Genomic DNA, 18,443 nt, shown 5'->3' with positions numbered 1-18,443 from the left:
AATGACGACAGAAGAAAGAAAGGCAGAAGATGCACGCTTTCGCCAGGAATATCCACTGTTTGCACAGTATCCAGAGCTGATTTATCTTGATAACGCAGCGACCACGCAAAAGCCATCATGTGTCATTCAGGCAGAAGCAGCATTTTATGAAAAATATAATGCTAACCCATTTCGTGGTGTTTATGAGCTGGCCGAGTTTGCTACAGAGCATTATGAGGAGGCTAGAGCAGCTGTTGCAGAGCTTCTTCATGCAAATACAGATGAGATTGTTTTTACCAGAAATGCATCAGAGAGTCTGAATTTGATTGCATACAGTTTAGGAAATCTTGTGCTTCGTCCTGGCGATGAGGTTCTTGTCAGCATTATGGAACATCACAGCAATCTGCTTGTATGGCAGCAGGCAGCAAAGCGTACTGGTGCAACACTTCGTTATCTTGACTGCACACAGGATGGAAAGATTACCGCAGAGATGGTAGAGGCTGCTGTTACTGATAAAACAAAGATTTTCGCCGTGACTCAGATTTCAAATGTACTGGGATGGAAAAATGATATTAAATCATTTGCAGAGATCTGTCATAGAAAGGGCTGTCTGATTGTAGCAGATGGTGCACAGAGCGTTCCTCATATTGAGGTCGATGTCAAAGCACTTGATGTTGATTTTCTGGCATTTTCCGGTCATAAGATGATGGGACCAATGGGTATTGGTGCGCTGTACGGAAAGAAAGAACTGTTGGAATCAATGCCGCCATTTTTATTTGGCGGAGAGATGATTGATACTGTCACAAGAGAGGGTGCCGTGTATGCACCAGTTCCGCATAAGTTTGAGGCAGGTACTGTTAATGCAGCAGGTGCAGTTGGACTTATGGCAGCGATCCGCTACTTAAAAGAGATTGGATTTGATACTATTGAAAGACGTGAGGCAGAGTTAACGCAGTATGCAGTAAAGCGCCTTATGGCAATTCCTGGCGTGCACATTCTTGGTTCACAGGATCCAAGTGAGCATCACAGCATTGTGACATTCCTTGTTGACAATGTGCATCCGCATGATGTTGCATCTATTCTTGATATGGATCACATCGCAGTACGTGCAGGTCATCACTGTGCGCAGCCGCTTCTGCAGCATTTAAATACGTCAGCAACCACACGTGCAAGCTTTGCATTTTATAATACAATGGAAGAGGTTGATGCTTTAGCAGAGAGCCTCGCTCAGGTAAGAAGGAGGATGGGTTACGTTGACTAACAAAACCTTTTATAATGAAATTTTAATAGATCACAACATGCATCCGGGTCACAAGCATGATTTAGACGATGCAAACATGGTGATGGAAGGCTTAAATCCAACATGTGGTGATCATATTTGGCTGAAGCTCAAGGTTGAAGATGGCGTGATCGTAGATGGCTCCTTCGTAGGCGAGGGCTGTGCAGTTTCTCAGGCATCTGCTGATATGATGCTCGATCTGATTATCGGACAGAAGGTAGAGGATGCCGAGAAATTGGCAGATAACTTCTTAAAGATGATCAAGGGAACAGCTACAGAAGAAGAAATTGAAAGTCTTGAAGAAGCATCTGCGCTTGAGGATATCGCGCATATGCCGGCACGTGTAAAGTGTGCAGTGCTCGGATGGCATACCATGGAAGAGATGCTTAAATGTGATAAGTGCAGCGGACATGGGGAGTGCAGTCACTGCAACCCGGAAGGGTAATAAGAAAAGTTTTGCTTAAAGAGTCTTACTGGTTTCCTTAAATTGAGATCAGTAAGGCTTTTGTGATTTTAAAATAAAAAACTCCTCATGTTTAAAAAAAAAATACATTGCAGCTTGCGCCCTGCCTGTTTATAATAAAATCAGCAACTAATTGTACAAGGAAAAATAAAATGGAGGTACCAAAATGAATCAGGCAAACTTAGCTAAATTGTTTCATAATTACATTGAAAGCTACAATGTATTGACAGATGCGGAACACGATGAGCTTTATAAGTGGAGAGCGGTAAATCATTTTCAGAAGCATTGGAATCTTGAAGCCGATGAATTTGGTGAGATGTTTAAACAGGCTATGGAGCAGTCCTTTAATATTGTAAATAACAGTATTGTGCAGCCGGCAAACGGAATTGTTTTTCTGTGTAAGCAAGATAAGAAAACAGAAGAGGAAGTACGGGAAGAATTTAGAAAACTGCTCGCACCAGATGGTGGTGATATCAGAGCGAGACAGGATCGGATTGATACATTTGCTGCAGCAATTAATGAAAAGTTACAGAATGCTGCACCTGGCAAATGGAAGTATGATCAGGATAGAAGATCTGTTATTATGTATTTGAGTTTTATTTCTCCAGATGACAATTTCATGTTTAAATCAACTGAGGCAAGAGCCTTTGCAAATGGCTGTGAATTTGGGGAAGATATCGGAAGCGGTCAGACGTTTAGACTTGATGTGTATTATCGAATGTGCAGAGAACTGGCAGAAGAAATTAAGAAGAATGAGAAACTGTGTGCGCTTTTAGAGGATAAACTGCAAGCCGAAGCAAATGTCGATGAGAATGAAACAAACTCAATCACAGAGGTTGCTGGCCGCTACAATATCTATGCGTATGATATCATTTATTGCGCGCATGCCTATAATTTGTATGGCGATATTCCAGTTCGTAAAAAAACAAAATTAAGCAGCATCGAGCAGAAAAAGCAGGACAGACAAATTCGGATACAGGAACTAGCATCACAGCGTGATGAGGCAAAGGAACAGATTGAGCAGGTGGACGCTCAGTTAAAAGAAAATTCACTGCCAGATCTTACTGGCATGACCGTAAAAAACATTCGCTATGGGGCAGGAACAGTAGCAGAGCAAAGTGGCAAATATCTCACCGTGGAATTTTCAGCCGGTACAAAGAAGTTTGTGCTTCCAGATGCAGTGGCAAAAGGCTTTTTAAAGATCGAAGATGCGGATACCATGGGAAGTTTTGAAAAAATTGGCTTGCTTACGGAAAGAAAAGAAAAATATACGAGAGAAATTGAAATGCTGACGACAGAGATCACGAGATTAAGTCAGATAAAGTGAAAAATAAACCAATAAAGAGTCAGTATTTTAATATAGAAAATCTACTAAGAACATAAAATAAAAAAAACAGGAGGAAAAGATGTAGAATGGAGAATTTTAAAGAAAAAATGCAGAAGTCTGGTATGGACACCTGCAACCGATGGGGAATTTATGAGGTAGCACTTGATGGCCCAAAGGAGGGCAATCCGTTTACCGAGCAGCGTGTGACGGGAACATTTCACAGCATAAATGAGACCGTATCATGTGATGGATTTTATGATGGAGATGGCATTTACCGTATTCGTTTTATGCCATCCTTTGAGGGAGAGTATACCTATCAGATTCAGACCACATTTGGCAAAGAATATGAAGGCCATTTTACAGTTATAAAGCCAAAGGAGAACGCTCATGGGCCAGTGCGCGTTGCAAATACTTATCATATGGCTTACGAGGATGGCACGCCATATTATTCAATTGGAACAACCTGTTATGTGTGGGAGCTACAGAGCGATGAATTAATTGAGCAAACATTTGATACACTCAAAAACAGTGCATTTAATAAGATCCGTTTCTGTATTTTTCCGAAACACTATGATTATAACCTGCGTGAGCCGCGCTCCTACCCATATGAGGGTACCCCTATGGATTCGAGTGTGCTGACACCGGAAAATTTCTGGGATTATACCGGAAAGACCGAGGGCAATCACTGGGATTTCACACGCTTTAATCCAAAGCATTTTCAACATATTGAAAATTGTATTCGTCGTCTTGGTGAGCTTGGAATAGAGGCAGACCTGATTATGATGCATCCGTATGACCGCTGGGGCTTTTCACAGATGACAAAAGAGCAGGACGATCTTTACTGGAACTATGCAGTTGCTCGCTTTAGTGCTTTTGCAAATGTATGGTGGTCACTGGCAAATGAGTATGATCTGATGCCACATAAAGCAATTCAGGATTGGGAGCGATATGCATCAATTCTGTGTGAAAAGGATCCATATCATCATATGCGTTCTATACATAACTGTGTGTCATTGTACGATTTTTCAAGACCATGGATTACACATTGCAGCGTACAGCGCACTGATTTATATAAGAGTTCTGAAATTACAAATGAACTCCGTGAGCGTTATCATAAGCCTGTTGTGCTTGACGAAATTGCTTATGAGGGTGATATACAGCATGGATGGGGAAATCTGACAGGAGAAGAGATGCTTCGCCGATTCTGGGAAGCAGCATGCAGGGGCGGCTATCCAGGTCACGGAGAGACCTATTTAAATAAGGAAAATATTTTGTGGTGGTCACATGGCGGTATTCTTCATGGCGAGAGTCACAAGCGATTTGGCTTTTTATTAGATCGTTTAAAGGAAACACCAGGTCTTGGTCTGATGCCATATTCGCGCACGTGGGATGAGGTGTGTGCTGTGCCGCAGGAGATTACGCCTGGAGAGGCCGAGTGTGGCTGCAAGGAATATTATTTGATTTATTACAGCTTTATGCGTCCAACCTTCCGTGAGTTTCATTTCGACGATAAGTCAAGCTGGCATGTGCGCGTGCTCGATACTTGGAACATGACAATCGAAGATCGCGGCAGATTCCAAGGTAAATTCAAGGTAACACTTCAAGCAAAGCCGTATATGGCCGTGCAGATCTGGAGAGAGGGAGCGGAGGTACACCTTAAATAATAGATAGAAAACCTTTCGGCAGCGATAAGGTGCGCAATTTGCATCTTACCGCTGCCTTTGCGCATCTTGCCGTGAATTGCTTGTCGTATATTCCTAATTTCGCTATCCTTATATTAGTGAATGATATTCATGAGATATCAGTACTCAGGCGACGCCGTAACCAAAGCAGACTTTTGAAAAACTTGGCAGAGGTTTCGACGATTGTGCTTTACTGAGGCAATCGTCTGCTTCGAAGCCGGATTCCTCGTTCGAAGCCTTTCGTAACTTAGATAGCCCGTGAACATATAAGGGAGGAACGCATATGCAATCAGAGATCACCATAAAAAATCTAAAAAAGTACTTCGCTGAAATCAAAGCCGTCGATGACATCAGTTTTACCGTGCAAAAAGGGGAATTGTTTGGTTTTCTCGGTGTAAATGGAGCTGGAAAATCAACAACGATTCGCATGATGTGCACGCTGTTTTCTCCGACAGATGGAGAGATTTGGATTGGAGGACAGCAGGTTGGAGTACATGATGAAGAGATTCGTCAGAAAATAGGTGTGGTTTGGCAGGAGAATGTGTTAGACGATCGACTGACGGTTAAGGAAAATTTGCAGGTACGCGCAGCAATGTATCAGACAAAGCGTGCATGGCAAAAGGAACGCATTCAGACAGTTTGCGAAAAGCTTCATTTGGAGGATATCTACACGAGGCGTTATGCAAAACTTTCCGGTGGACAAAAGAGGCGATGTGAGATTGCGGCAGCACTGCTAAACGATCCAGAGGTTTTGTTCTTGGATGAGCCAACAACTGGTCTTGATCCGGCTACGAGAAAGCAAGTTTGGAACAGCGTAGAATCACTTCAGTGCGAGGATCAGGTGACGGTTTTTCTGACAACCCATTACATGGAAGAGGCAGCAGCGGCAGGTCATATCGCCATTATCGACAAAGGAAAACTTTGTGAGTTTGGAACACCACAGGAATTAAAAATGCGCTACGCAAAGGATACACTGACGTTGTATTATAAACAAGAGAAACACACACTTACTTCTGATAATGAAAAAATATATGATACAATACCGATAACAGCAAAATCAGAGATCCGTGTATTAGAAAACAGCATGGAAGCAATCCCAATTTTAAATCAGTTATCAGATCAGCTTGAAGGCTTTGAGTTGCAGCAGGGTACCATGGATGACGTGTTTCTGGCAGTTACTGGAAAGAGCTTGAAAGGAGGCAACATATGAGAGAGATCAAAGCAATGACAAAGAGAAATCTGTTAATTTATTTTCGAAACAAAAGTGCTGTCTTTTTTTCGATATTATCAGCACTGATTTTGCTTGCCATTATGGTTGTCTTTCTTGGAGAGTCGTCATCAGAGGGTTTGCTTGACGCATTGAACCAATATGGAACTGGCACAGCAGAGGAAAATGCAAAAAATGCCTCGTGGCTGGTTCAATTGTGGATCATGGGTGGTATTCTGGGTATTAACAGCGTAACAGTATCGCTAACTGCGATTGGTGCAATGGTAGAGGATGAAGAAAGAGGACGGTTACGTTCATTTTATGTGACACCAGCAAGTCGTTTTTATCTGTCACTGGGTTATATTTTGTCAGCTTGGGTTAGTGGTATGGTGATTTGCCTTACGACATTGGCAGTGGGAGAAGGGTTCTTTGCATTAAAAGGACATCCAGTACTTGGAATTGTTGATCTGGTATCACTTGTTGGTGTGATTGCATTAAATACGTTTGTATTTTCAGCAATTGGCTATTTGGCAGCATTGTTTATACGCACAGGAAGTGCATGGAGTGGTATGTTGACTGTGGCTGGTACACTTGTAGGTTTCTTGGGTGGTACTTACATTCCAGTGGCGTCCATGTCTGAATGGCTTCAAAATGTGGTAAAACTTCTTCCAGTGATTCATGGAACTGCTCTGATGCGAAGATTTTGTATGCAAAGTGCATCTAAAACAGTTTTTGCAGGAATGTCAGATACCGTACAGACTGTATTTTTCGAACAGATGGGTGTCACACTAAAAAATGGCGCACAGACAATCAGTATATTGGGACAGATTTTACTATTGATTGCTTGGGCAGTGGTTGTCATCGCAATTGCAGCTGCAATCGCAAAAAGAAGAAAATTAAAAGATCGCTAAAGGTCTGAGAGAGGGGAATTTATGAAAGTAACAATACAGGAGTGTTTGGCAGAGGAGGAAGAGGAAGTCATCATCCGATGCCGTGGAATAGATGAAAGAATCAGTCGACTTCTTAAGGCACTCCAATCCGATCAGGAAAAATTGACGGTATTTGACGGAGAAAAAATGCATCAAGTACAGCTTCGCGATATCTGCTATTTTGAGGCAGTTGACAATCGTGTGTTTGCCTATCTGGATACAAAAGTGTTTGAAATTCATTCAAAGTTGTATGAGTTAGAGCAGCAGTATGGAAATGCAGATTTTTTCAGAGTCTCAAAATCAGTCATCGTAAATTTATCAAAGGTCGATCATTTTAGTCCAATGTTTCAAGGACGCATGGATGCCTGCATGACAAACAAAGAGCATGTCGTAATATCCAGACAATACGTTTCACTTTTAAAGGTTCGATTAGGACTAAAAAATTAGAAGGGAGAAGGAACATGACAAAATTCGAGTTCGTTTTGAATAAATTTTATGAAATTACAGCGTGGTCGCTGTTTGCGGCGGTTGCTATGACAGTATTAAACGGAGACTATGACACGGTTCCAGCCTCTCTTTTGTGGCAGATTCCATTATTGTCATTTTTAGGAGCACTTTCTTCTCTGATTTATCCTTGGGATCGCAGCATGACAAGAAAAGAGTTTGTGATTCGCATTGCCATTCACTATCTGATTATGAATGGGATTGTGCTTGGTGGTGGCAGCTTGTTTGGCTGGTTTGATATTCATGAGCCACTGCAGGTTGCTATGATGGCATTATCCGTTGCCATTATCTTTTTCATTATTTCCCTGTATTCGTGGACGAAGGGAAATCGAGAGGCACAAAAGCTTAACCAGCGTTTGAAAAAGCGTAATGACAACGAATCATGATAAATCGAAAAAATATAGTAAATCACATAATTAGACTAGCAGTTAAGTCAATCACAAATGAAATTAACTTTTATTGTGTGATTGATTCTGACTTTTAACTTCAATGTGGTGCTGCTTTCTAAACTCATAAATGGTGGCAAGTCCGGCATCTGATACAGGACGAATCCACTTTCCAGAGTAGAGATGACACTGCATGATAATGTAGCGGATCGGCTCATCAATATAGCAGAACGCAAACACGAGAAGAAATGGTGCATGAAAATAAAAATTAGAAAGATATACAAACGGAAGCACCATAAGATACATGAATGTAATCTCCATAATGGAACCAAAAGCGGCATCTCCGGCAGAACGGTAGGTGTCGTTTTGTGCCCAGTTTCCCATACGGATGATGGCAGCAATGCTGTAAATGATAAGCATGCCAGTACCAATTTTATATGATTTTCCTGAAAGTCCAAGCGTATGAAGAAGTGGATTGTGAACGAGCAAAAGTGTTAGACAGGCAATGCTTATAATGGCGCTGCACAGATAAACCAGACGTTTAGCGCGCTCAAAGGCAAGCTCGTGATTGCCGGCACCAACTTCTTTTCCAACGAGAATTGAGGCTGCATTGGAGAAACCACTGAAGAATGCAATGACGAGACCTTCCATAGTACGAAAGACAGCGATGGCAGCGATTGCCTGTTCACTTTGACGTCCCAGAACAACGTTAATCATCATATTTCCAACACCAATCAGAACTTCGTTGCAGATGATTGGGAAGCACTTGATCAGGTAATTTTGCAGAGATTCCTTTGTCCAGCGAAAATGTTTGGAGAATTCCAAGACAAATGGAATCCTTTGATGAAGGATAAATCCAATCAAAATTAAAAGATTCACAACACCGGCAAGAACAGTTCCGACAGCAGCACCAGCGGCACCCATTTCTGGAAGTCCAAATTTTCCAAAAATGAAAAGATAGTTAAAAAAGCAATTGGCGATAACAGAGGCGATGCCGCCATAAAGCGGAATTTTCACGCGTTCGATGGAACGAAGCAGTGCACTCATTGCCATTGACAAAACCTGGAGCGGGTACGCAAAGCCAACAATCCTAAGGTAAGAAATACCAATCGCCTGAATTTCTGGCTTGTCGGTGTAGACTCCCATGATAAAAGAAGGTACTCCGATTGCAAGACCTGCAAAAACAAGAGCAACGGTCATCATAAAAAGAAGCGTCATTCCATAAGAGCGAGTAATTCCATCATGATCCTTTGCTCCCCAGTATTGAGCGAAAAACAGCATGCCTCCGCCAATAAAACCCCAGTATCCAGAGAACATCAAACTGGAAAATTGAGCACATAATCCGACAGCACCGACCGCTTTTTCTCCGATAGAAGCCAGCATAATGGTGTCAACCATACTGCCTGTGGTGGTGAGCAGATTCTGGAGGGCTACTGGTATCGCAATAATTGCAATGTGCTTTAGAAAGTACCCCCAGTCAAATTTTTTCTGCTTCATAAGAAAAACCTCCCCAAAAACAATAATAAAATGCAGAAGCAGCGCTAGTATATCATGGTTTAATATGTTTTTCCATGTAGGATTTTACTTAAATGATATACTTTTTGGAAGAATATGGTCTTGCCATTTTTGTCGTGCTGTACTATAATGACGACAAAAGAAAAGACAGGCAGGTGATGTATTGAAATATAAAAAAGGAAAATTGTGGAAGATTCCAACGCTTGTCGTATGTGCTGTTTTATTTGGACTATTGGCGGCTGATATCAGTGGATCATATGTGACTGCACCGATTGATGTTGCAGCGTATCATATTTTAAGGTCATTTGAGAGCAGCGCAGCGACAGGATTTTTCAAAATAATGACTAACATGGTTCATCCAGTAGTACTTTTAGTAATAAGTCTTTCGATGATTCATATTTTAAAGCAGCGTAAATATTTTATAGCTTTGCTTGGAAATTTGATTTTGACAGTCCTTTTGAATGTAGCAATCAAGGGTAGTTTTATGAGAATACGTCCGCCGCAGGAGATGCATCTTGTTATGGAGAGTGGTTATAGCTTTCCGAGTGGACATGCCATGGTGGCAGCGTCATTTTATGGATTTCTTGCATATATGCTTAAGCAGGCAGACTTGAAAAAAAGTCAAAGATATGCGCTTACAGTGCTTAATGCGCTGATTGTATTTTTAGTTGGCTGCAGCCGAATTTATCTTGGCGTGCATTATGCAACTGACGTTATTGGTGGATTTTGCGTTTCAGTAATGTATTTGATTTTATATACTGAGGTTATTAGTCATTACTTTGCAGCAGAGGCATTAGATGCGGCACATCATCATTTAGATGTAAAGCAAGAGCTTGTTTTAAGTTTTGCCTATGCATTTCGAGGTATATTTGACGGCATCAAAAATGAACGAAATATGATGATACATTATTCAGTAGTTGTATTAGTTGTAGTTTTTGGTGTCACATTAAAACTGACAGTGACCGAATGGGGCATTTGCCTTATATTATGTGGAATGGTCATTGCACTTGAGCAGGTCAATACTGCAATAGAAGCAGTAGTTGATCTGGTGACAGAGGAACACAAAGAGCTGGCACGTTTAGCGAAAGACACAGCGGCAGGTGCTGTGCTTGTAGCAGCCATCACGGCAGCCATTGTAGGCGGATTAATTTTCTTCCCTAAATTGGCACAGCTTTTTGGATTATAAATTTAACACAAGCAGAAAGGCAGGTAACAGTATGGATTTTAAGGTAACAGATCTTGTAAAGAATGTAGTTTTGGCAGGTATTGGTGCAGCAGCAGTGACAACCGAGAAGGCAAAGGATGTTGCGGATGAACTCGTAAAAAAAGGAAGCCTGACCGTAGAGCAGGGAAAGGTGTTAAACGAGGAACTTAAACACAACATTAAAGAAACCTTGGATAATAAGAAAAAAAAGGATGCTTCTGTTGAGGAACTGCTGTCAGCGATGACACCAGATCAGATTGATGCTTTAAAGGAGCTGTTAAATAAGGCAGCTAAGCCACAGGATGAAGAACAAAAGGCAGAGCAAAAAGAGAATACACAGGATGAGTGAGAGAGAAGACAGATCGAGACTTTCTGAAATCATGCAGGTACTGCGGCGTTATCGCATTACAAAAGGGATAACGCCGGTAAAAGTACGTGAGATATTAGAAGAACTAGGACCAACTTATGTAAAGCTGGGACAAATTCTTTCAATACGAACAGATTTAATTTCATCTGAGTATTGCAAAGAGCTGCAGAAGCTGCGCTCTCAGGTCAGCCCAATGCCATATGATGAGGTTAGGGCTGTACTTTACGAAGCATACAAAAAAGACCCGGAGGATGTTTTTGCATCAATTGTAAAGACTCCAATCGGGTCTGCTTCGATTGCGCAGGTTCATGAAGCCTTTCTTAAAAGTGGTGAGCATGTGGTTCTCAAGGTTCAAAGGCGCGGCATTTATGGCACAATGGAAAGAGATGTTGCCATGATGCAGCGTATGCTTCGTTTTGTGCCGCCTGCCCTGAAAGGTTTTGTTGATTTAGAGCGAGTGATAAGTGAGTTTTGGTCAGCAGCTAAAGAGGAAATGGATTTTCTTCTTGAAGCTGCAAATATGAAAACATTTTCAAAAAACAATGAGAATGTCGTTTTTGTTGCGTCTCCTAAGCTGTACAGTGAGCTGACAACAGCACAGGTTCTTGTCATGGAGTATATTGATGGCTACAGCGTTTCAGATACGCATACACTAGAACAGGAAGGCTATGACCTAGTTGAAATAGGAGAAAAGCTTGCTGACAATTATGTGCGTCAGATTATGCAGGATGGATTTTTCCATGCTGATCCACATCCGGGAAATCTTAGGATTCGCGGTGGAAAAATTGTCTGGCTTGATATGGGAATGATGGGGCGCCTCACGCCAAGAGACAAAAGTCTGATAGCAAAGGCAGTAAAAGCAATCGCAAGAGGAAATAATTCTGAGTTAGTGGATGTGATACTGGCGCTTGGCATTTTTCATGGAAAACCAAATCGAATCCGCTTGTATACAGATATTGAAGGTCTTATGACGCGTTACGGCACGCTGGATATCGGCAGTATTGACATTGCTGCACTTTTAACAGAATTAATAGAGATAATGAGTGCCAATGAGCTTGCAATGCCGGCGCAGCTGACACTTCTCGCAAGAGGAATGACGACAATTGAGGGTGTAATTGCAGATTTAAGCCCTCAGGTCAATATCGTGGAGGTAGCGTCGGGACGTATTTCGGCATCATTTTGGGAAAATGTAAATTGGAAGGAAGAACTCAAAAATGAGGGAAGCCAGCTGTATCGCTCCATTAACAGGGCAATGGACATTCCAGTACTAATGGCAGATCTTTTACAGAGCTATCGAAATAATGAGACGAGAATAAAGCTTGATCTTCATGCGACAGAGGATTTGTCACAGATGCTTGAAAAGCTTGTCTCAAAGATGGTTATGGGACTTGTTATAGCAGCACTTCTTCTGGCATCAAGTATTTTATGTACCACACAAATGCAGCCGCACCTGTTTGGAATACCAGCGCTTGGTTTTCTCGGCTACATCATGGCGCTTGGCCTTGCAGGTTATCTAGTGTGGGAGCATTTTAAAAACAAAAATAAATAGCATGCATTAGGCGTGTGATGGCAAAGGCAGGTTTAGGATGATACCATTTGCGATTTTATCAGGCAAAATAAAGACAAAGACAGATGAAAAAGAGATTCGCATTTTGGAGCTGTCACCTGATTATTTTACCTTTCGTCTGTTAAAAGAACAGGCACAAAAATATGTACAGCAATTATCAGATGCAGGACAGCAAGGCAACATAGTGCTGTCCTTTTTTCAGTTTCAGAAAAGAAGCTATCATGAAGTGATACTAAATTGTACACGGGACGTTGTAAAAATTGAATTGATGCCGCAAAAACAGATGGAGGGGCTTGTCTGCGAGATTCGTGTTGATGTAAAAAACGAAGAATACCGTATATATACGGAACGCTTTAATAAGGAGTATCTGAATTATATATATTTAAAGCTGGATGAGACAGAGGCAGATATGTCAAAGGCATTAGTTGGCTATCCGTCAGAAAAGGAACAAACTTATTCAGATACACTAAAGAAACAGCGAGCAGCATGGACACAAGTACCTAATGAAGCAAAGAAGTCACTGGCAGAGCGAGTAGATGGCATTGAGCTAGATAACCCGGCCTGGTATCAGGCATATCTGTCAAAGCCTCTTAAGGATTTTATTTCTCTTTATTGGGAAAGCAGTGGATGGATTGATATAGATTTATGTAAGATTGCATGGCGTGTACCAAAATATTTTTATATTGGAAATGCATATTGTTTTCATCTGTTTCCTAAAAAGACACAGTTAGAGGCTATGCTTGAAAAGACGTGGAGTGATCATATTTTCCCTGTTTGTGTGTTTGCACCTGTTGAAGAAAAAGATCTAATAAAAATAGAAGAAATATTAAAGCTTCTTTCAGATTGGTGTCAAAATAAATGTGTAAAAACTGAGCTTGTAATAAATGATTGGGGAATGGCAGGTCTGATCAGAAAAAAATATCCGAATCAGTTTTTGCTGACGCTTGGCTGCCTTTTGTCAAAACAAAGACGTGACACAAGAATGAACTATGTTAATAGAAATGACAATGAGTTTAGTAAAGAAAAAAGTCAGGTAGATGCTCCATTTTACAGACAGTATCTTGCCAAGCATTTTAATATAACGCGTGTGTCATTTCAAAACAGCGGCATTGATCAATCATTTTTTACGCCAGACAGTATGATTGGCATGACACTTCATTTTCCATATTTTCAAATGAATACTTCTGGATGGTGTCCGCTTTTGGCAATGCTTTACAGAGGCAGCAGAGGAAGGCAGAAAGCAGTTGATGATTGCCATTGTGAATGTATGACATATGCATTTGAGTATCCTGATTTTCTTTGCATGACAGGGCGGTATAACAGTATTTTTGGATATAATGATTTGATTAGAATAGAAAAAGAAGGAGTTCGTCTTGTGGCTGGATTTTTAAATACACCATTAAAAAACGATTCGGCAAAGGGGACAAAGCTATGAAAATTACGGCAGGATTAGGCTCTGTTGATGATTATCTTCCTTATGTGGAAGCAGGGGCAGATGAATTTTTTTGCGGCTATGTGCCATATGAATGGATGCAAAACGGAGGATTGACATATCCGCTAAATCGCAGAGAGGTGCTTTATTATAACGTGCAGATCGGGTCTGAAAGTGAAATGGAGATCTTAGCAGCACTTGTCAGAAGAAAGAAAAAAATAGTCACAGTAGCGTTAAATGGATTATTTTATGCACCTCATCAATATCCGATGATAGAAGCACTTATTAAGCGTTTGTTTTATATGGGTTTTTCATCATTTATTGTTGGAGATATGGCGCTGCTTGTATTTTTAAAAAAGAATCTGACAGTTCCGGCAGAAATTCATGTAAGTGGTGAAATGTCGGAATCAAATCATATAATGATTGATGAGATGAGGAGTCTTGGGGCAAAGCGGATTATTTTTCATCGTAAGGTAACACCGCAGGAGATGAAAAGCTGTATTGATTATCAAAAAATGCAGTATCCAAAACAGCTGCTCGAGTATGAGGCTTTTGCATTAAATGAGCTTTGTCATTTTACAGGTGCATTTTGCAGCAGTCTTCATTGTGATGAATTAGCACCTGCCTGCCGTCTACCTTATAGACTTGTAAGAACAGAACAAGCAGATATTTTGAATTATAAGAGACAGCCAGATCAGGCATATCTGGAAAATGCAGGAGAGAATTTTGTGCTTGGACAAAGCGGATGTGGTCTGTGTGCACTTTGGCAGCTGCGAGATGCAGGCATTACTCATATTAAGCTTGTAAGCCGGGGAAATTATACGGCGGATACCATAGAAGATATCCGCCAATTAAAAAATGCTCTTAATATTTTAGAACAATCAGCCTGCGAAAAAGACTATAAAAAACAAATGAAAAGCAGGCTGTTTGCAAATGACTGCAGCCATAATTGTTACTATATTACAGAAAATTGACTAGCTGCTGATATGTTGTAATTTAAGATGCAGACAATATATTAGAGTGACCATTGTGTGCGAAGCCATGCATCTGCAAGACAAGGCCAAATGGAAACTTCTGCGTTAGGCTCACGTGAACAAGGATTACCAGGCATATGGTTTGGAAATTCTCTTTCTAAATCTGCTAGCTTTTCTTTGGATACGCCAACATTGGCAGTACCAGATTTGATCGCATCAATAGTATATTTGAATGGATCTAGTGTATACAGTTCACCGAAGATTCCCTGTGCCCAGGAAGCTGTTGCCAAAGAAAGTCCATGAGGACCCTGTGAGAAAACATGATGAGCAAAGGAAACACCATTTTTCTTGCAGGCATCAGCAAAAAGATAACTGTTTTCAACAGGAACTACTTCATCAGTTACAGTCTGCCACAGAAAGCTAGGAGGTGTCTGTGAAGTTACCTGTGTCTCAAGAGACATATATTTTAATTCATCTGCTGTTGGGTTAGCACCAAGCAGATTTTGCATGGAGCCTTCATGTGTATAAGGACCAGAGGTAATAACAGGGTAACATAGAAGCATTGCATCTGGTCTTGCACTGATATTACTATAGAGCGGATTTTTTTCTTCAATATCATTATAATGTACGCCCTCGCTGGCAGTCAGATGGCCGCCGGCAGAAAAGCCACATGTTGCAATGCAGTCTGGCTTGATGCTGTATTCATTGCTGCGGCTTCTGACAATGCGAACAGCACGTGCAAGATCACGCATTGGCTGATCCTTAAGAGGAATCGTTCCAAGCAGATTTGTCGTGTAGGTGAGAACAAAAGTCTGATAACCCTTATGGTAGAAATCAAGAGCGACAATGCCTGCCTCTGTTGGTGATGCAATATAGTAGGCGCCTCCTGGAACAACGAGCACACAAGGACGCTCTTTATTGTCTTCATGAAGATAGCCAGTCAGAAACGGAACAAATCCGTAGCCCTGAGGCCAGGTGTATTCACCATCTTCCCAGATTGAAAAACGAATTGTTTTCATAAAAAAATACCATGCCTTTCCGTATAAATTGCAGCAAAGCTGCTTTTCTTTTTTTATAGCACGATTAAGACTGAATGGCAAGCAGAAAGTTAAGTGTAGACATTTTAAAATGGATATGGTAGCATTATTATGAAGAGTTCGGGAGTGCAAAGTACGTAGCAATCTGGTATTATACATCATAATGATGGAAAGAAGGAGGAAAACCATATGAGAGTATTAATTTTATCGTGCGGTACAGGCGGAGGACATAATGCAGCAGCAAGTGCGATGAAAGAAGCGTTAGAGGCGTGTGGTCACAGTGCAGATGTATTGAATCCATATACATTAAAAACTAATAAGCTAGCCAAAATTATCGACGTTGTCTATGTACGGCTGGTGCAGATATCTCCGACATTATTTGGCTGTGTTTATAAAATTGGTGATGCCTACCGCAGACTGCCATGGCGTTCACCAGTCTATTTTGTAAATGCACAGATGGTTCCTGTTATGGATAAGTATTTAAAGGAAAATAAATATGACGCGATTTTAATGCCGCATCTGTTTCCGGCGGAGATGGTAACGCAGATGAAGGCAAAAGGGATCAATCTTCCGCCAACGATTTTTGTCGCGACTGACTATGTGTGTACTCCATTTACGGAAGAAACTAATTGTGATGCGTATGTAATTCCATCAAGACATGTAAGGTATGATTTTTTAAGAAGAGGAATACCAGAAGAAAAGATAAAATCACTTGGCATTCCTGTTCGAAAGGAGTTTGCTAAAAAGGTTTCAAAAGAGGAAGCCAGAAAAGAGCTTGGATTAGAGGAGGATACATTTTATCTGCTTGTAAGTGCAGGCAGCATGGGAGCGGGCGGAATTGTGAAAACAATTAAGCTTTTGTATCGTTGGTGCAAAAAGCAAAATAAGAAGCTTGAGAAAAAACGTAAGAACGAGAATGAAAATCAGCGTCAGACAAAGTTAATTATTATATGCGGAAATAATAAGGTACTGTATGAGACACTGCAAAAAATTGTTGGCGATGATGATTGTGTTATATTGACTGGATTTACAAAGCAGATGGCACTTTATCTGAAGGCAAGTGATGTGTGTATTACAAAGCCTGGTGGTCTTTCAAGTACAGAGGCTGCAGTTGCCAATATACCATTTATACATGCAATGGCAATTCCAGGCTGTGAAACAAGAAATCTTGAATTTTTTGAATCATGCGGCATGAGCATAGGTGTGAAAAAAACAAAGGGTCAGCTGATTCGTGCAGTGAATAGAATCCAGGGCAAGGAGCTTTGTGAGACAATGAAGCTGGCACAGAGAAAATTTGTGCGTCCAGACAGTGGCATGGCGATCTGCCGTCTGACAGAAAAAATGGTACGGGACAGACAAAATGTAAATTTATAGTAACTACGATTTGACATGATTATGAACAGTTGCAATTCAGTTACAATTTACAAATTACAAAAAAACCGGCGAGCCTTAGTGGCCAGCCGGTTTCTTGTTTAATAGATCGTGTTCCCAGGTCAGATCCGCATGAGCGAGTCTGTAGAAAAGAATTAAAAGAGGAACAAGAGCGATCCAGATTGATTTTTCATTCATAAATTTACAGAAGACTGAAAGTAAGAAAGCACCAACACAGAAGCAGACAATCATGCCAAGATGTTCCATACCACGATGAAAACCTTTCTGATCATGCTTTCTAAATAGCTTTGCAACGCCAATTCCAACCTGACGAATATGGTTGGTGCAGAAGGTTGTTGCCATCGGAATACCCTCAGCTTGACGGAATGTATTATACTGCATTGAGGCAATAAAGTTAACAGCGACCTGAACAACAGGATCTGGTACTGTTGTTGGAATAAATCCAATAATAAAAAGAATAAGTGCTTCAAATCCAACAAGCCAAGTGTCCCAGCGAAACAGGCCGTAGTGCTTTATTGGTGTAGGGAGAATCTCAGAGGCAATCGCACCAAGAACATAAGCAGATATTGGAATAAAATAGAAAAGTGCGTGCTTAAAGTTGCCCTCTCCAAGTGAAATTCCCAGCATCAAAAAGTTTGCCGTCTGTGCATTACAGAAAACACCGCCGCGTACAACATATGTGTAAGCCCCCATAATACCGGAAGTCAGCATTAAAAGATAGAAAACACTTACATGTTCGCATGTAAGATAACCAGAAGAATCATGTCTCAATTTCAGAGTCATTGCAGAACATCTCCTTAATGAAATAGTAGTGTAAAGATATATAATACACTACATATTATTATAAAGCAAAAAGTGATTTTGGACTATGCGCGAAAAGGACAAAAAAACAATGAAAAATACATCGCAAGTTGTCAGTTTCGGGGAAAAAATAAAAAAGTTCAAGATACTGAACTTCAAAAATAAAACTTGAACTTTTACGGCTGCCGTGCTATAGTGTGCATGTAGGAAATTGAACTAAGATAATAAGGAGTGGATATGGCAGCATTTGCAGAGCGATTGAAAGAGGCTATGGAATTAAAGGGGCTAAAACAGGCAGATGTTATTCGTCTGGCACAGCCATTTGGAGAGCCGGTCGGCATTCGGATCGGCAAGAGCCATATGAGTCAATATGTAAGTGGCAAGACAGAGCCAAGGCG

17 protein-coding genes and 1 pseudogene are annotated in these 18,443 nt (G+C 40.9%); 15 read left to right on the top strand and 3 right to left on the bottom strand.

Going from position 1 to position 18,443, the window contains the following annotated elements; translation table 11 throughout:
- Position 1 precedes the first annotated feature (1 nt).
- From WJP93_RS07035 to WJP93_RS07000, 8 genes are all read left to right on the top strand, one after another.
- Positions 2–1,240, top strand: a complete 1,239-nt coding sequence (locus tag WJP93_RS07035) for a SufS family cysteine desulfurase (RefSeq protein ID WP_337547485.1) — start codon at positions 2–4, stop codon at positions 1,238–1,240.
- Positions 1,233–1,703 (top strand): Fe-S cluster assembly sulfur transfer protein SufU, encoded by a 471-nt coding sequence (gene sufU / locus WJP93_RS07030; RefSeq protein WP_082868534.1) that lies wholly within the window; start codon positions 1,233–1,235, stop codon positions 1,701–1,703. Before WJP93_RS07035 ends, sufU begins: the two co-directional genes overlap by 8 nt.
- A 184-nt stretch (positions 1,704–1,887) precedes the next feature.
- A complete protein-coding gene (locus WJP93_RS07025) occupies positions 1,888–3,048 on the top strand; it encodes a hypothetical protein (RefSeq protein ID WP_337547483.1) in 1,161 nt (386 codons plus the stop codon).
- An 86-nt stretch (positions 3,049–3,134) separates the two neighbouring features.
- On the top strand, positions 3,135–4,712 hold the full coding sequence (locus tag WJP93_RS07020; protein ID WP_337547481.1) for a DUF5605 domain-containing protein: 1,578 nt from the start codon (positions 3,135–3,137) through the stop codon (positions 4,710–4,712).
- A gap of 301 nt (positions 4,713–5,013) precedes the next feature.
- Positions 5,014–5,940, top strand: coding sequence for an ABC transporter ATP-binding protein (locus WJP93_RS07015; RefSeq protein ID WP_066559202.1), 927 nt, complete (start codon positions 5,014–5,016; stop codon positions 5,938–5,940).
- Positions 5,937–6,848, top strand: coding sequence for an ABC transporter permease (locus tag WJP93_RS07010; protein WP_262538015.1), 912 nt, complete (start codon positions 5,937–5,939; stop codon positions 6,846–6,848). The genes WJP93_RS07015 and WJP93_RS07010 overlap by 4 nt, the downstream gene beginning before the upstream one ends.
- Before the next feature lie 21 nt (positions 6,849–6,869).
- On the top strand, positions 6,870–7,313 hold the full coding sequence (locus WJP93_RS07005; RefSeq protein WP_337547478.1) for a LytTR family DNA-binding domain-containing protein: 444 nt from the start codon (positions 6,870–6,872) through the stop codon (positions 7,311–7,313).
- Positions 7,314–7,327: 14 nt separating this feature from the next.
- Complete coding sequence (locus WJP93_RS07000; protein WP_262538017.1) at positions 7,328–7,756, top strand: DUF3021 domain-containing protein; 429 nt, start codon at positions 7,328–7,330, stop codon at positions 7,754–7,756.
- A gap of 63 nt (positions 7,757–7,819) precedes the next feature.
- Here WJP93_RS07000 and WJP93_RS06995 read toward each other — a convergent pair whose 3' ends face one another.
- Positions 7,820–9,253, bottom strand: coding sequence for an MATE family efflux transporter (locus WJP93_RS06995; protein ID WP_337547476.1), 1,434 nt, complete (start codon positions 9,251–9,253; stop codon positions 7,820–7,822).
- 358 nt (positions 9,254–9,611) lie between these two features.
- Here WJP93_RS06995 and WJP93_RS06990 point away from each other — a divergent pair.
- The 6 genes and pseudogenes from WJP93_RS06990 to WJP93_RS06965 form a co-directional block, all read left to right on the top strand.
- Positions 9,612–10,019 (top strand): annotated as a pseudogene (locus WJP93_RS06990) (phosphatase PAP2 family protein); the annotation flags it as partial.
- 18 nt (positions 10,020–10,037) lie between these two features.
- Complete coding sequence (locus WJP93_RS06985; RefSeq protein ID WP_262538056.1) at positions 10,038–10,457, top strand: diacylglycerol kinase family protein; 420 nt, start codon at positions 10,038–10,040, stop codon at positions 10,455–10,457.
- A 31-nt stretch (positions 10,458–10,488) separates the two neighbouring features.
- The gene (locus tag WJP93_RS06980; protein WP_337547474.1) at positions 10,489–10,824 is read left to right on the top strand and encodes a hypothetical protein; all 336 of its coding nucleotides are present in this window, start codon (positions 10,489–10,491) and stop codon (positions 10,822–10,824) included.
- Positions 10,817–12,391 carry an AarF/UbiB family protein gene (locus WJP93_RS06975; RefSeq protein ID WP_227101192.1) on the top strand — a complete coding sequence of 525 codons (1,575 nt, stop codon included), beginning with the start codon at positions 10,817–10,819 and terminating at the stop codon, positions 12,389–12,391. Before WJP93_RS06980 ends, WJP93_RS06975 begins: the two co-directional genes overlap by 8 nt.
- A 37-nt stretch (positions 12,392–12,428) precedes the next feature.
- A complete protein-coding gene (locus WJP93_RS06970) occupies positions 12,429–13,844 on the top strand; it encodes a hypothetical protein (RefSeq protein ID WP_337547472.1) in 1,416 nt (471 codons plus the stop codon).
- On the top strand, positions 13,841–14,815 hold the full coding sequence (locus WJP93_RS06965) for a U32 family peptidase (protein WP_337547470.1): 975 nt from the start codon (positions 13,841–13,843) through the stop codon (positions 14,813–14,815). The genes WJP93_RS06970 and WJP93_RS06965 overlap by 4 nt, the downstream gene beginning before the upstream one ends.
- Before the next feature lie 41 nt (positions 14,816–14,856).
- On the opposite strand, the gene WJP93_RS06960 is transcribed toward WJP93_RS06965, so the two are convergent.
- Positions 14,857–15,834: an alpha/beta hydrolase gene (locus WJP93_RS06960; protein ID WP_337547468.1), complete on the bottom strand. Its 978-nt coding sequence runs from the start codon at positions 15,832–15,834 to the stop codon at positions 14,857–14,859.
- Positions 15,835–16,041: 207 nt separating this feature from the next.
- Between WJP93_RS06960 and WJP93_RS06955 the strand changes: the two genes are divergently transcribed.
- Positions 16,042–17,226, top strand: a complete 1,185-nt coding sequence (locus tag WJP93_RS06955; protein WP_337547466.1) for a glycosyltransferase — start codon at positions 16,042–16,044, stop codon at positions 17,224–17,226.
- A 75-nt stretch (positions 17,227–17,301) separates the two neighbouring features.
- Here WJP93_RS06955 and WJP93_RS06950 read toward each other — a convergent pair whose 3' ends face one another.
- Positions 17,302–18,027, bottom strand: a complete 726-nt coding sequence (locus WJP93_RS06950) for a YoaK family protein (RefSeq protein WP_337547465.1) — start codon at positions 18,025–18,027, stop codon at positions 17,302–17,304.
- Positions 18,028–18,443: the final 416 nt, after the last annotated feature.

Source organism: Anthropogastromicrobium sp. (genome assembly GCF_037349415.1).
Lineage (GTDB): Bacteria > Bacillota > Clostridia > Lachnospirales > Lachnospiraceae > Anthropogastromicrobium > Anthropogastromicrobium aceti.
Note: the sequence above shows the minus strand (reverse complement) of the source record. Positions and strands in the feature narration are given on the sequence as shown.